Annotated in this window: 11 protein-coding genes and 1 pseudogene; 9 read left to right on the forward strand and 3 right to left on the reverse strand. The window is 71.1% G+C overall.

Translation table 11 applies throughout. From position 1 onward, the window contains the following. The first annotated feature begins 8 nt into the window (after positions 1 to 8). The 7 genes from I0C86_RS11885 to I0C86_RS11915 are packed head-to-tail and all read left to right on the forward strand — an operon-like array spanning position 9 to position 9,239. Entirely contained in the window at positions 9 to 1,514 is a 1,506-nt protein-coding gene (locus I0C86_RS11885; protein WP_196201288.1) for a glycoside hydrolase family 5 protein, read from the forward strand. Further along, positions 1,514 to 3,160 (forward strand): 3-dehydroquinate synthase family protein, encoded by a 1,647-nt coding sequence (locus I0C86_RS11890; RefSeq protein ID WP_196201289.1) that lies wholly within the window; start codon positions 1,514 to 1,516, stop codon positions 3,158 to 3,160. Before I0C86_RS11885 ends, I0C86_RS11890 begins: the two co-directional genes overlap by 1 nt. Then, a complete protein-coding gene (locus tag I0C86_RS11895) occupies positions 3,157 to 5,400 on the forward strand; it encodes an ROK family protein (protein WP_196201290.1) in 2,244 nt (747 codons plus the stop codon). Before I0C86_RS11890 ends, I0C86_RS11895 begins: the two co-directional genes overlap by 4 nt. After that, the gene (locus I0C86_RS11900; RefSeq protein ID WP_196201291.1) at positions 5,394 to 5,981 is read left to right on the forward strand and encodes a phosphoheptose isomerase family protein; all 588 of its coding nucleotides are present in this window, start codon (positions 5,394 to 5,396) and stop codon (positions 5,979 to 5,981) included. Before I0C86_RS11895 ends, I0C86_RS11900 begins: the two co-directional genes overlap by 7 nt. Then, a complete protein-coding gene (locus I0C86_RS11905; protein WP_196201292.1) occupies positions 5,978 to 7,375 on the forward strand; it encodes a glycosyltransferase family A protein in 1,398 nt (465 codons plus the stop codon). Before I0C86_RS11900 ends, I0C86_RS11905 begins: the two co-directional genes overlap by 4 nt. Further along, positions 7,372 to 8,388 carry a Gfo/Idh/MocA family protein gene (locus tag I0C86_RS11910; protein ID WP_196201293.1) on the forward strand — a complete coding sequence of 339 codons (1,017 nt, stop codon included), beginning with the start codon at positions 7,372 to 7,374 and terminating at the stop codon, positions 8,386 to 8,388. The genes I0C86_RS11905 and I0C86_RS11910 overlap by 4 nt, the downstream gene beginning before the upstream one ends. After that, positions 8,376 to 9,239 (forward strand): sugar phosphate isomerase/epimerase family protein, encoded by an 864-nt coding sequence (locus tag I0C86_RS11915; protein WP_196201294.1) that lies wholly within the window; start codon positions 8,376 to 8,378, stop codon positions 9,237 to 9,239. The genes I0C86_RS11910 and I0C86_RS11915 overlap by 13 nt, the downstream gene beginning before the upstream one ends. On the opposite strand, the gene I0C86_RS11920 is transcribed toward I0C86_RS11915, so the two are convergent. Beyond that, on the reverse strand, positions 9,188 to 10,126 hold the full coding sequence (locus I0C86_RS11920) for a glycosyltransferase family 2 protein (protein ID WP_196201295.1): 939 nt from the start codon (positions 10,124 to 10,126) through the stop codon (positions 9,188 to 9,190). The two genes, I0C86_RS11915 and I0C86_RS11920, sit on opposite strands and share 52 nt — an antisense overlap. A gap of 107 nt (positions 10,127 to 10,233) precedes the next feature. Here I0C86_RS11920 and I0C86_RS11925 point away from each other — a divergent pair, with 107 nt between their 5' ends. Both I0C86_RS11925 and I0C86_RS11930 read left to right on the forward strand, forming a co-directional pair. Continuing rightward, the gene (locus I0C86_RS11925) at positions 10,234 to 11,145 is read left to right on the forward strand and encodes an aldo/keto reductase (protein ID WP_196201296.1); all 912 of its coding nucleotides are present in this window, start codon (positions 10,234 to 10,236) and stop codon (positions 11,143 to 11,145) included. A 198-nt stretch (positions 11,146 to 11,343) separates the two neighbouring features. Then, a complete protein-coding gene (locus I0C86_RS11930) occupies positions 11,344 to 11,742 on the forward strand; it encodes a hypothetical protein (RefSeq protein WP_196201297.1) in 399 nt (132 codons plus the stop codon). Positions 11,743 to 11,838: 96 nt separating this feature from the next. On the opposite strand, the gene I0C86_RS11935 is transcribed toward I0C86_RS11930, so the two are convergent. Continuing rightward, a complete protein-coding gene (locus I0C86_RS11935; protein WP_407676300.1) occupies positions 11,839 to 12,588 on the reverse strand; it encodes a peptidylprolyl isomerase in 750 nt (249 codons plus the stop codon). 82 nt (positions 12,589 to 12,670) lie between these two features. Beyond that, positions 12,671 to 13,080, reverse strand: a pseudogene (locus tag I0C86_RS11940) (epoxide hydrolase); the annotation flags it as partial.

Genomic DNA, 13,080 nt, shown 5'->3' on the forward strand with positions numbered 1-13,080 from the left:
GATGCAACATGACGACCGAACAAGGCGAAAACATCCTGCGCGTCGATGGTGACCGATTCGTCAACGGGCGCGGCGAGGAGGTACGGCTGCGCGGCATCGGCCTGGCCGGCTGGCTCAACATGGAAAACTGGATGACCGGCTTTCCGGCGCACGAGCAGGGGCAGCGCGACGCCGTCCGGGACGTGCTCGGCCCGGAGCGGACGCGGTTCTTCTTCGACCGCTTCCTCGACCACTTCTTCACCGAGGCGGACGCGGCATTCATCGCGTCGCTGGGGCTGAACTCGGTCCGCATCCCGATCCACTACCGTCACCTGGAGAGCGACGCCCGTCCGTTCGAGATCATCGAGGACGGCTTCCACCACCTGGACCGGGCGATCGACCTGCTCGCCGCGCACGGCATCTACTCGATCATCGATCTGCACACGCTGCCCGGCTGGCAGAACCAGGACTGGCACTGCGACAACCCGACGCACACCGCGCAGTTCTGGCAGCACCGCCACTTCCAGGACCGCACCCTGCACCTGTGGCGGATCATCGCACAGCGCTACCGGCACAACGACTGGGTCGCCGGATACAACGCGCTCAACGAGCCGTCGGACCCGACCGGTCAACTGGTCGGCCCGTTCAGCCGGGAACTGGTCGAGGTCATCCGCGACGTCGATCCGAACCACATCATCTTCCTGGACGGCAACCGGTACGGCAACGACTTCGAGATGTTCGACGCGTCCATGCCGAACACGGTGTTCTCGGCCCACGACTACGCCCCGCCCGGCTACATGCCGGACGGCCAGTACCCGGGCGTCACCCACCTCACCCACGTCTGGGAACCGGTCGACGGCAAGACCTACGCGTTCGGCGTGCTGCGCCGGACCGACTCGCGCGACCAGTATTTCGACCGCGAGGCGCTGCACCGGATGTTCGAGAAGCGCAGCGAGTTCATGCGCCGGACCGGCACACCGGTGTGGGTCGGCGAATTCAACGCCATCTTCACCGGCGACCCGCAGGTCGACGAGATGCGCCTCCGTCTGCTCGGCGACCAGTTCGAGCACTACGAGAAGACGAACTCCAGCTGGGCGTTCTGGCCGCTGAAGGACATCGGCCTGTGCGGCCCGCTGTCCGTCGCCCCGGAGAGTCCATGGATGCGCCGGATCGAGCCCGTGCTGCGGCGCAAGGCCAAGTTCGGGGTGGACCTGTGGGGTGGCACCCACGACGGGATCCGGCATGTGATGGACCCCCTGAAGCAGCTCTTCGCCACGGAGTTCCCGGACTACCAGCCGTACCCGTTCGGCGCCGAGTTCTTCGTCAACCGGCTGGTGCCGCAGATCCTGCTCGCCGAGGCGCTGCTCCCCGAGTTCGGCGAGGTCTTCCGGGGCATGGACGAGACCGCCATCGACGAGATGATGCAGTCGTTCCGGTTCGAGAACTGCCGTTCGCGGGAGCCGCTGGTCGAATTGATCCGCAAGACCACCGGCGCCGACACGAAGGACGCCGGCGAACCGGTGGCAACGCCGTGATGGTCGCGTCGACGGGCCACAACACCGGTTCCAGCATCGAGGTCGGACGGATCGAGGCCCGGCTGGACTGCGAGGTCGAGGTCGAGGTCGTGCCCGGACTGTTCGACCCCGGCAGTACCGCGCTGCTGCGGCATCTGCGCGGGGCCCAGCGGCTGCTGGTGGTCGCCGACGCGGACCGCGCCGGCCCGCTCCGGGCCTACCTCGACCGGCAGGTGTGGCGCGGCCGGCTCGACCGGTACATCGAGGTGGACATCGCGACCCTCGACCGGCTGTCCCCGCTTGCGGCGGTGGAGCGGATCGCCGAGGAGGCGGCCGCGGCAGGCCTGGGTCGGCGCGACGCCTTCCTGAGCTATTGCGGCCCGGTCATGTCCGACTACGTGGCGATCACCGCTGCGTTGTTCCGCCGGCACACCCGGGCGGTCCGGCTCGTGACCGGCCCGTCCGGCACCGTGAGCCCCTGCCCGCGTACCGCGCTGCCGGACGCCGGGCTGACGGTGCGGCACCGGGAGGTCCGGGTGGTGGTGCCGGGGACGGCACCCGGCGGAACGTCGCAGCGCGGCGTCATCGAACAGTCGTACCGGGTCGAGCTGGCGCCGTCGATCTTCACCGATCCCGCCGATCCGCTGCGTGCCTGGCTGCCCGAGGGCGCCAGGGTACTGGCCGTGGTGGATGCGTTCTCGCCGGAGGTGGTGGCCGACGTCCGCCGCTACTTCCACCGGCACTCCGTGGTGCCGGTGGTCAGCTCCGCGCACGCCAAGACGCTCAGCCAGGTCGGCGAGTTGCTGACGACCGCCCGGCGGCTGGGCCTGGGGCCGGACGACCGGATCGTGGCGGTGGGCGGCGGCACGCTGCTCGACCTGGTCGGCACGATGGCCCTGCTGTACCAGGGCGAGACGCCGTACGTGCGGGTGCCCACCACACTGGTCGGCCTGATCGACGCCGGCGTCGGGCTCAAGGTCGGGGTCGACGTGAACCAGCGGCGCAACCTACTGGGCGGCTACCAGCCACCGCTGGCCTGCCTCTGCGACACGACCTTCCTACGGACGCTTCCACCGGCCGAGATCCGCTGCGGTATCGCCGAGGCCATCAAGATCGCAATGGTCGCCGACGGGCCTCTGCTCGACCTCCTGGAGGAACGTCACGACGACCTCTTCCAGCGGCCGGACGGTCCGGTGGCCGAGGAGATCGTCCGGCGGTCGATCGCCGCGATGATGCGGCAGTTGGCCGGGAACCCGTACGAGAAGGAACTGCGGAGACTCCCCGACTTCGGCCACGAGTTCGGGCACCTGCTCGAGACCGCGTCCGGGTACGCGCTGCGGCACGGCGAGGCGGTCTCGATCGGCATGGCGCTCGCCGGCCATCTCGGCGTACAGACCGGCCGGCTGCCGGCCGCCGCGTACGAGCAGATGATGGGGATGTTGTTGCGCGTCGGGCTGCCGGTGTACAGCCCGCTCTGCCGGCCGGAGCAGTTGTGGCGCTGGCTCGGTGGCGCCATCTCGGCGCACAAGGGCGGCCTGCCCCATCTCGTCGTGCCGACCGGAATCGGCCAGGGCGGCTTCATCGACTCGATGACCGAGCTCAACCCCGACCTGCTCCGCCGGGCCTGCGCCGACCTCGCCCGCCGCCGCCCGGCGGTCGCGCCGTGACCGTGCCACGCCGCCACGTCGCCATCGTGGTCGACGTCGGTGGCACCGCCACGAGGCTGGCCCTCGCCGAGGACGGCCGGCTCACCGACACGATCGTGCGGGTACCGACGCCGAGTCCGCGCATCGGCGTCGCCGACCCGGTCGGACAGTTGCTCGACCTGATCGCGGAGCAGAGCGACCGGCTGCGCGAGGCGCTGCCCGACCGGCACGTCGACGCGATCGGCGTGGCGTTCGGTGCGGTCGTCACCAACGCCGGGGTGGTGCGCAACGCGTCCACGCTGTGGCTGGCGCCGTCGACCGGTCTGGACGTCGCCGCCGCGCTGCGCGACCGGCTGCCGTGGGCACCGGTCACCGTGGTCAACGACGTGGCCGCGGCCCCCTGGCACTACCGGGAGCTGGGACGGTTCCTGTACGCCACGGTCAGCACCGGCATCGCGATCAAGGCCTTCGACGCCGGCCTGCCCGGGGCGCGCAAGGTGCTGCTCGACCCGGAATGGCTCGGTGGCGAGTCGGGGCACACCATCGTGGATCCGACGGCCCTGGACGCGGTGCCCGGCGGGGCGGCCGCCGCCGTACGGCTGGGTCGGGCCGCGGCGGGTGGTGACCCGGACGCCCGGGCGGATCTTGATCGGCTCGGCCTGCCCTGGTGCGAGTGCGGCGCGGTCGGTGACCTGTGCGCGTACGCCAGCGGGCCGGGCACCATCCGCGTGGCGGCCGCCGAGGCCCGGCGGCTCCCGGAGTCGTTCGCCGGCTCGGTCCTCGCCGAGCTGACCGGATCGGACCCCGACCGGATCGACGGTGCGGCGCTGGCGCGGGCCGCCGCCCGTGGCGACGCGTTCACCGCGACCGTCCTGCACCGGGTGACCCGGCCGCTGGCGGCCCGGCTGTTGCAGCTCTGCGCGGACCTGGGCCTGGACCGGGCGGTCATCGCCGGTGGCTTCGCGCACGGGGTCGGCGCGCCGTGGTTCGACGCGCTGCGGGCCAACGTGGACGAACTCATGGTCGATGCCGGTTGGTTCACCGGCTGGACGGCAGAGCAACGCGCCGGCCTGCTCGTCCGTCCGCCGGACACCGGCGACGCGCCGCTCGGCGGTATGGCCGCGCTGCTGGCCGAGGGCCACCGGCGGTACCTCAGCCTGGTGAAGCCGGTGGGCGATGGAGGGCTCGTCGTCCACGAGCGCGAGGTGCCCGGCTGCGGGCGGGAGCAGTTCCAGTTGCGCATGCGGTACGCCGGAATCTGCGGCACCGATCTGCGGATCCTGCGCGGCGATGTCGGGTGCGAGCCCGAGATCCCGGGTCACGAATGCGTGGCCGAGGTGGTCGCGGTCGGTGATTCGATCACCGGCCTGACGGTCGGCCAGGTGGTCACCCTCAACCCGAACAACCCGTTGGATGACAGCGACAAGCTGGGGCACAACCGTCCAGGCACATTCACCCAGCTGTTGACGCTGGACCACGGCGTCCTGAGTCGGGGCCAGGTCGTCGACGTACCGGAGATCGCGGGACCGGAGTGGGTGCTGGTCGAGCCGTTGGCCGCGGCGTTGCGGGCCAACCGGGCCACAACGGAGTTCGTGCCGGGCGAGCGGGTGCTGGTGGTCGGTGGCGGGCTCTCCGGTCTCATGCTCGCCGGCCTGGCCCGGCTGCGCGGCGCGGCGACCGTGCTGCTGGCCAGCCGCACGCCGGCCACCGTGGAGCGCGCCGTACAGCTGGGATTCTGTTCCCCGGAGCACGGCCTGCCGTTGAACGACGAGCTGGGAAGCGCCGTCTTGGCCGCGACCGGCGGGTTCGGCGTCGATGCCGTGTACGTGGCCGTGGGGTCGAACGCCGGCACCGCGACCGTTGCCACGCTCTGGCCGGCGCTGGCCAAGACCGCCGCGGTCAACCTGTACGGCGGATTCCCGGCCGATTCCCGACTGCCCGTCGGTGATGGTGACGTGATCGCTGTCGGTCCGTTGCGCTCCGCCGCGGCCCACCAGTGGGTGGACAATCCGGCCGGTGGCAAGGTGGTGGTCCTCGGCAACCGCGGTGGCCGCCGCGAACATCTGCTGGCCGCGGTCGAACTGTTCCGTGGCGCCGGGTCCGAGCTGGGCCTGGATCGTCTGGTGACCCACATCGTCTCGCTGCCGGCCGCGCCCAGGGTGGCGGCCGAGCTGGCCCGCCACGGCACCGTCGACGGCCGGCCGGCGCTCCGCGTGGTGATCGATCCCTGGCTGCCCGGGACGGTGGTGCGGGTGTGCTGAGCGATTCGAGCCCGGACGCGTTGCTGGCCACGTTCCGCGACGCCGCCGCCGGTGGGCGTGGCGGCGCGGCCGGCGAGGTCGCGCGGTTGGCCACCGAGGGCGGTACGCCCCGGCTGGGTTGGCTGGATCCGCCCGCCTGGCCGTCGGTCGCCGAGCTGCTGGCGGGGTACGCCGTCGCGGCGGACGGCCGGCTGCTGCTGATCGGCACCGGAGGCTGGGCGTTCGGCGCCCGGGCGGTGCGGGAGATCGACGGATCTCGACTGGACGTCCTGGACGCGCTCGATCCGGATGCGCTGCACCGCGCGGTCAATGGACCCGCCGGCCCACCCGACCTGGCAGTGGCGGTGTCCGAGTCGGGGACCACGCTGGAGACGCGACTGCTCGCCGACGCGGCTCGCGACCGGTTCGGCGTCGATGTCCGGTGGCTCACCGGGCCGCAGCTGACCGGCCAGGTGGCGTTGTTCGCGGCGCCGTTGAGCGTGCTGTTCCTGCTGTGCGCCCAGGCGGGCATCGCGGTGGCCACCAGCCGGTCCCTGCGGCCGCGCAGCGCCCTGCTCCGGCCGATCGGAGCCGAGCGATGAGCCTGGCGGTCGCCCACCGCATCCTCGGCCTCGATCCGGGCACCCGGCCGCAGTTCGAGCCGCTGCGGTCGTGCCGTCCGGGCGTGACCGTGCTGATCCCGACGCACAGCGACCGGGCGCACGACGGTGGCGGCACCGGCCGGCTGGACACCCTGGCCCGCTGCCTCGAGTCGCTGGCGGGGCAGCCCCGCCACGCCGGTCCGCCACTGTCCGTCGTGATCGTCGACGGTGGACTGACCGACGACGACGCGGACCGGATCCGCGCCGCGCTGTCGACGACCGGCCTGCCGCACGAGCTGGTGCCGGCGCCGGTCGCCGCCAGGTCCGCCGCCGCCACCCGCAATGCCGGCCTGGCCTGGCTTGCCGAGCAGCCGGACGGATCACCGCTGGTTCGCCGGCACCTGCTCTTTCTGGACGACGACACCGCGCTCGCCCCCGGCGGCCCGGCCGCGTTGGCGGACGTGCTCGACCGGGATCCGGGTGCGGTGGCCGTCTGCCCGAAGATCGTCACCGTCGCCTCGGTCACCGACTGGCTCGACCGGGAGCCGCCGGCGCCGGTCGCCCCGGTCAGCAGTCGGGTGCTTCCCGGCAGTCTGCACGACGGGCGGTACGACCTGCTCACCGTCACGTCGCACGGCAGCCTGGTGGCCGGCCGGGTGGTCGGCCTTCTGGTCCGGGCCGACCTGGTGCTCGGCTGGCTGCGCCACGGCGGCCGGCTGTTCTACCCCGGCACCCCGCGCGGTAGCAGCGAGGACATGCTGGCGATGGCGACACTGTCCCGGCTGGGCCAACTACGTACGGCGCCCGACGTGCGGGTGGCCGATCTGGTCCGGCGTACCCCGGTGGACACCCGGCGACAGCAGTTGGCCTGGGGGTACGACCACGGCTGGCTGCCCGGCGAACTCGGCGCGGCCGGCCTGCTCGATCCGGGGCTGCACGTCCTGACCTGGGACGAGGCGACCGGGTGGTGGCAGCATCACCGCCCCGACCCGCACCGGTACGGGTACCTGGTCAATCCGCAGGAGCTCGCGGTGCTCGGTGCGATGCTGGCCGCGACTGCCCGGGACGACACGACGGTGCGGGCACTCTTCGGGGTGTCCGCCGCCGAGTTGGCCGCGGCCACGGCGGCGCTGACCGGGCTGCTCATCCGACTACCCGACCTGCTACGGAGTGCGGAGGTCAGCCACCGGCCCGACCTGCCGCCGCTCGTGCCGCGAGGTTTCGAGACGTTGCGGGAGGGACTCGACGGGCTGCTCGCGCACCTGGCCGGCAACGCCCTGGCCAGCCTGACCCACGGGTTGGCCGACGACGGCCTGCCCGCCCGGTTCCTGTACGGCCTCCGCCAGGGCGCGGCCGGCGCAATCACACCTCGCGGAAACGGTACGGTGGTATGAGCATTCGGATCGGCCTGGCCGGGGCCGGCTTCCTGAGCAGGGCCGCGCTGCTGCCAGCCCTCGACGGCCTGGACGAATTCGAGGTCGCCGCGGTTCTCGACCCGGATCCCGACGTCCGGCGGGTGGTCGCCGGCGTCGTGCCCGGCGCCGTGGTGACCGGCGACGAGGAGGCGTTCTTCGGCGTAGACCTGGACGCGGTGCACGTGGCCACGCCGAACCACCTGCACGCGTCGATCGCCTGCCGGGCACTGGCCGACAACCTCGCGGTCGTGGTGGACAAACCCCTGGCCGGTACGGTGGCGGACGCGTTGGAGATCCACCGGAACGCGGAGAAGTCCACGGCGCCGCTGCTGGTCGGGTACATGTCCCGGTACAACGCGAACAACGAGGCCGTCCGGCGGCTGGTGGCCGACGGCGCGATCGGCGTACCGCTGGCGATGAGTGCCACGCACCTGGGGCACCGGACCGGCGACTGGCGCAACTACCGCGCCTACTCCGGCCTCGGCTGCGCGGCAGACCTGGCCATCTATCCGCTGCTGACGGCGGGTGACGTCTTCGACTCGCCGGCCACCGGGTGCCAGGCGGTCGCCTATCCGTCGGGCGATCCGGAGCTGACCGACATCTATCTGGACGCCACCGTGTGGTTCGGCGACCGGCGCCTGCACGTCGAGTCGTCGTTCACCGAGGCGCCGGAGGTCGGGGTGTCCCGATACAGCGTGGTCGGCAGCGGGGGCGTTCTCGTCGCCGTCGACACGTGGGCGATGAACGGCGACGGCAGCGTGCTGCTCTGCGACGACCACGGCCGTCGTCTGGTCACGGTGCCGTCGGTCGACCCGTACGCCCGGCAGTACCGGCTGCTCGCCGAGTGCATGGCGGGCCGACCGGTGCCGGCCGAGGTCGGTTCGGCCCGGGGCCTGCGGGACGTCGCTGTGCTGCACCAGTTGGACCGCAGTGCCGCCACCGGCGGACAGCGGCTCGCCATACCTGACCTGGAGCCGCCATGGACCTCGTGATGCACAGCTACTCGCTGCGCGACTACCCGCTGGAGCATGTGTTCGCGGTCGCCGCGCACTACGGCTTCGACAGCATCGAGGTGTCCACCTGGCACCTCGACCTGCGCGGGAACCCCGACGTGGTGCCGGGCGAGGTGGCCAGGGCCGTCGCGCTGGGCGACAGGTACGGGGTGCGGGTGCACTGCGTCGGGTACGAGGGCGACTTCACCGTGGACGACCCGGATCGGCACGCGCGGTCCGTCACGCTCGTCGGCCGGATCGTCGAGGCCTGCGGCGGCCACGGCATCGAGTTGGTGAACGGCTGCGGCGGATGGTTGCAGGGCGACCCGGACGACTGGAGGAACAACGGCAGCGTCCGCGCCGACGACGGGCACTACGCCCGAACCGGCGACGCCTACCGGACGCTCGGCGCGATCGGTGCCCGCGAGGGCGTGCGGGTGGCCGTCGAGGTGCATCCGAACACCGTCCACGACACCGTGACGACGACCGCGCGACTGCTCGACCTGGTCGACCATCCCGCGGTGATCGCCACCGTCGACCCGGCGAACTCCGCGCTGCTCACTCCTGAGGACCGGAATCCGGCGGTGCTCGACCGGCTCGGCAATCGGGTGGGCTATTTCCACATCAAGAACTACGTTCCGGCCGGCGGACGGGCCGACTTCAGTGTGGACACCGCGCACGGCGTGATAGACAACCTGCGCTGGCTGGAGAAGTTGGCCGAGCACGGCGGCGTGCCGGCCATGGCGCTGGAGTACTGCGGCGTGGGCGACCCGCACCCACGGTTGCAGGCCGCCCTCCGCTACGTCCGCGAGTGCGAGGCGTTGCTCGATGTGGTCGCCGCCCGCCGGTGACGGGCCAGCGACCGCAGCAGCAGCCACGCGGGACGCGGCTCGAACGGTCGAGCCAGCCACCAGCGCCACAGGTGGAACCGGGCCTCGCCGACGCGGCCGTGCCGGAGCAGCATGTCACCGAACAGGCGGTCGAAATCCAGGCCCCGGCGGCGGATCGCCGACGGATGCCTGCGGCCGTGGTGCTTCCACACCGCGTACGCGCCCAGCATCAGCTCGTCGAAGTCGGCGGTGATCTGTTCCTCGGTCGCCACGTCTCCGGCGCTGGACGCCCGGTATTCGGCCAGCGGCTCGGGATTGGGCACGCAGTGGTGGCCGGCCTCCACGAACCGCCACATGAACTCCTGGTCGTCGCCCAACCGGAATGCCTCGTCGAACCGGATCCGGCGGGCCACCTCGGTCCGGACCACTGTGAACGTCGGCTGGATCCACGATCCGGCGCACATCGCCTCGATCGAGGTCGGCATCGTGAAGTTCGGGTTGTCGAACAGGTTGTGCCACGAGCCGTCCTGATCCTGGCGGCGCCCGTTGCACAGCACCATGTCCGCGCCGGGGTTGTCGGCGAGCACCGCGAGCTGGCTGCGCAGGTACGTCGGCTCCCACCAGTCGTCGCTGTCCAGCAGGGCGGTCCACTCGGCGCGGGCGACGTCGATGCCGGTGTTCCGGGCGGCCGGCGGGCCGCCGTTGGCCCGGGTGATCACCCGCAGCCGCGGCTCGGTGCCGTAGCGGCGGCCGAGTTCGGCGACCGTGTCGTCGACGGATCCGTCGTCCACCACGATGACCTCGAACTCGCAATCCACCTGCGCCAGCACGCTGTCGATCGCGATCGGCAACACGGCCAGGCGGTTGTACGTCGTGATCACTACGGAAACGGCCGGGGCAGCGGGCATCGACATATCCCTTGTTCTCGATCAATTGGTCAAATCGTACAGTAGAGAAAGAGAGAGGTCCTGCCATGGCTGGCTCGGTACGGTACTCACCGCTCATTCTCGGAGGCTTGTTCGGCATCGAGGAGGAGGCCGTATCCCGCTCCCGTCTGGACGCGTACGCCGGAGGCGGCGGCCGGACGATCGACACCGCGCCGATGTACGCCGACGGCCTCGGCGAGGAGGTCATCGGACGGTGGCTGGCGGATCAGCGGCCGGCGGTACCCCGGGAGGATTGGCAGATCATCTCGAAGGTCTGCCATCCGGAGGACGGGCGGTCCCGAGTCCGACCGGACGTGATCCGGGCCGAGGTCGCCGGGTCGCTGCGCCGCCTCCGAACCGACTATCTGGACGCCGTGCTGTTGCATCGCGACGACCCGGACGTACCGGTGAACGCGATCACCGACACGCTGCTCGAACTCCATGACCGGGGCACGGTCCGGCAGCTCGGGGTGTCGAACTGGAGCGCCGGACGACTCGCGGACTTCGCCGACGCGGTGGCGCCGCTGAAGCCGATCGCCAGCTACCAGTTCAGCCTCGCGGTGCCCACCGGGCCGATCTGGCCGGACACCCGGCACGTGACCGCGGACGTGCTCGAGGTGGTCGTCGAACGCGGGCTCTGCCTACAGGGGTGGACCGCGCTGGCCCGGGGCTGGTTCGCCGGGCGGAACCCGGACGACCGCACCGGAATCGACCGGAAGTTGCTGCTCCTGTTCGATACGCCGGCCAACCGAGCCGCCCGCGAGGTGGTTTTCTCCATTGCCCGGAAACGCGATGTGGCACCGATCGCCGTCGCATTGAGTTGGATGCTCTCGGCGAGCCTGGATGTACACGCGGTACTCGCCCCACGATCGGCCGAGCAGTTGCGGGAATGCTTCGGCGGCCTGGAGTTCACATTGACGTCGGCTGAATGGGCCGAGCTGTCCAGGGCGGCCGGCGTGACCTCGGTGCCGGGCCCGGCGTCCGAGCGTGTCAGGGGCTGACCGGCACGAGCCGGTGCGGGCGTGTACGGCGCCAGATCCAAGGAACGATCAGCCTGCGGCGGTTGGAATTGCGGTTGCAGTTGGACGCCGCTTGCACCATCGGATCGATTGCTGTTGTATCCCGTGAATGCACGGCTTTCCGTTCCGGATCATTATTCGGTGCGGCTCCAGCTACCGTCCAGAAAGGATGGCAGGAGGATGAAGACCATCGTTCGTTTCGCCACGGTGATCGTCGCAATCGGTGCACTCGTACCGATGTCCGCCACCGCTTCCCAGGCCGCTCCGGCCGCGACGTCGGCGTGCGTGACCGCCAGCAATTCGTACGACTGGGGGGTCGGCGAGATCTCTCTGTGTCCGCAGAGCGACGGGACCTACCACGTCACCGGTTGGACCGACGACCTGAAGCCCGGAGACTGGCTGGCACCCGACGGCGCCTGCGTGGGCTGGGCCGTCTACGACGCGCAGGGCTACAGTGGCTCCACCGGGTGGAACTGCGCGCAGTTCCACCCGGAGCGCCCGACGAGGCTCGAATTCGACTTCGTGACGACGTTCCGGGCTCCGGTGACGGGCGCGAAGCTTTCGAAGGGCTACTTCTAGACACCCGCAGTGCTTCCGGACAGATTCCTGTCGATGGCGCTCGCAGGATCCCTGTCCGGAAGCTCTACCGGGCAGCAGCCACCTTGCCGCACCTACCTAGAGCGCCAGGCAGATTTCCGTGCGCAGGGCCGGGGCGCCGTCGACCGGGGCCGGATCCTCGGCCGTCGGCGCCACGCCGCCCGCGGCGATCCGGTCGAGGGTACGCAGGCCGAGTGGCCGTACGCTGCCGAAGATCGTGTAGTTCGGTCGCAGTGCCGAGTCGGCAAAGACCAGGAAGAACTGGCTGCCGTTGGTGTCCGGTCCGGCGTTTGCCATCGCGAGCACCCCGCGGGCGTAGACCTTCCGCGCGCCGGTGGGGTCGGTGGGAGCGGGCGGCAGGTCCGTTGGCAGCTCGTCCTTGTACCGGTATCCAGGGCCACCCTCGCCCGTACCCGTCGGGTCGCCGCACTGCAGCACCTTCAGCGTGGGGTAGGTGGTGAGCCGGTGGCAGACGGTCCGGTTGTAGAACCTGTTCCGGACCAGATGCAGGAAGCTCTGCACGGTGCATGGCGCCTGAGCACGGTCGAGAGTCAGCGGTACGAGGCCGAGGTTCGTGATCAAAGTGGTCGTCACCGTGCCACGGTCCGGCGTGTGGCGAGGGTCGCGCGGCAGCGTGACCGGTCGCGCCGCCGGATCCTCCGGAGTCTCCGTGTACTGGCAGGGCCCCGTCGTCACCTTCGGCGGCGCGGCGGCGGCGTGTGCCGGAGCAGCGCCGCCGCCGAGGAGCAGGCCGGCGGTGAGCACCGTGACAGCGATGCGGCGTGGGGTCACGTTGTCCTCCATCGACCGGTAGAAGTCTTCCCACATGGTTTAACGGAGATCAATGTTTCCGTCAAGCGTCAGGGCCCGGGCCTCGCATGATCAACCGATCGGTTGGCGTGCGTGCTGGTCAGCGGAGGCTGGCGAAGAACTCCTGGATGTCGGTGACCAGCACCTCGGTCGCCTGGTGGGCGGCGTAGTGACCGCCGACGTCGCCCCGCCCCTCGACGTCCGTCTCGTACGCCGTCCAGCGGACGATGTTCGAGTGGTCCCGCTCCGCGAAGCGACGGATGGACTGGAAGTCGCCGGGAAACATGGCGAGCGCGGTCGGCACGGTGGTCGGATCGGCCGGCGCCTGGCCGGCGTGGGCGTCCTCCCAGTAGAACCGGATCGCCGAGGCGGCGGTGCCGGTAAACCAGTACAGCGCCACGTTGGCCAGGACGAAGTCGGCATCCAGGCTCTCGTCGAACAGCTGCGCGTTCCAGGCCAGCAGCCCGACCGGTGAGTCGGTCAGCGCGAACGCGAGGGTCTGCGGCTGCT

The organism is Plantactinospora alkalitolerans (assembly GCF_015690345.1).
Lineage (GTDB): Bacteria > Actinomycetota > Actinomycetes > Mycobacteriales > Micromonosporaceae > Plantactinospora > Plantactinospora alkalitolerans.

Coding starts and splice junctions, on each gene's coding strand:
- I0C86_RS11885 (WP_196201288.1), top strand. CDS start 9: ATGACGACCGAACAAGGCGAAAACATCCTGCGCGTCGATGGTGACCGA.
- I0C86_RS11890 (WP_196201289.1), top strand. CDS start 1,514: ATGGTCGCGTCGACGGGCCACAACACCGGTTCCAGCATCGAGGTCGGA.
- I0C86_RS11905 (WP_196201292.1), top strand. CDS start 5,978: ATGAGCCTGGCGGTCGCCCACCGCATCCTCGGCCTCGATCCGGGCACC.
- I0C86_RS11910 (WP_196201293.1), top strand. CDS start 7,372: ATGAGCATTCGGATCGGCCTGGCCGGGGCCGGCTTCCTGAGCAGGGCC.
- I0C86_RS11915 (WP_196201294.1), top strand. CDS start 8,376: ATGGACCTCGTGATGCACAGCTACTCGCTGCGCGACTACCCGCTGGAG.
- I0C86_RS11920 (WP_196201295.1), bottom strand. CDS start 10,126: ATGCCCGCTGCCCCGGCCGTTTCCGTAGTGATCACGACGTACAACCGC.
- I0C86_RS11930 (WP_196201297.1), top strand. CDS start 11,344: ATGAAGACCATCGTTCGTTTCGCCACGGTGATCGTCGCAATCGGTGCA.
- I0C86_RS11935 (WP_407676300.1), bottom strand. CDS start 12,588: ATGTGGGAAGACTTCTACCGGTCGATGGAGGACAACGTGACCCCACGC.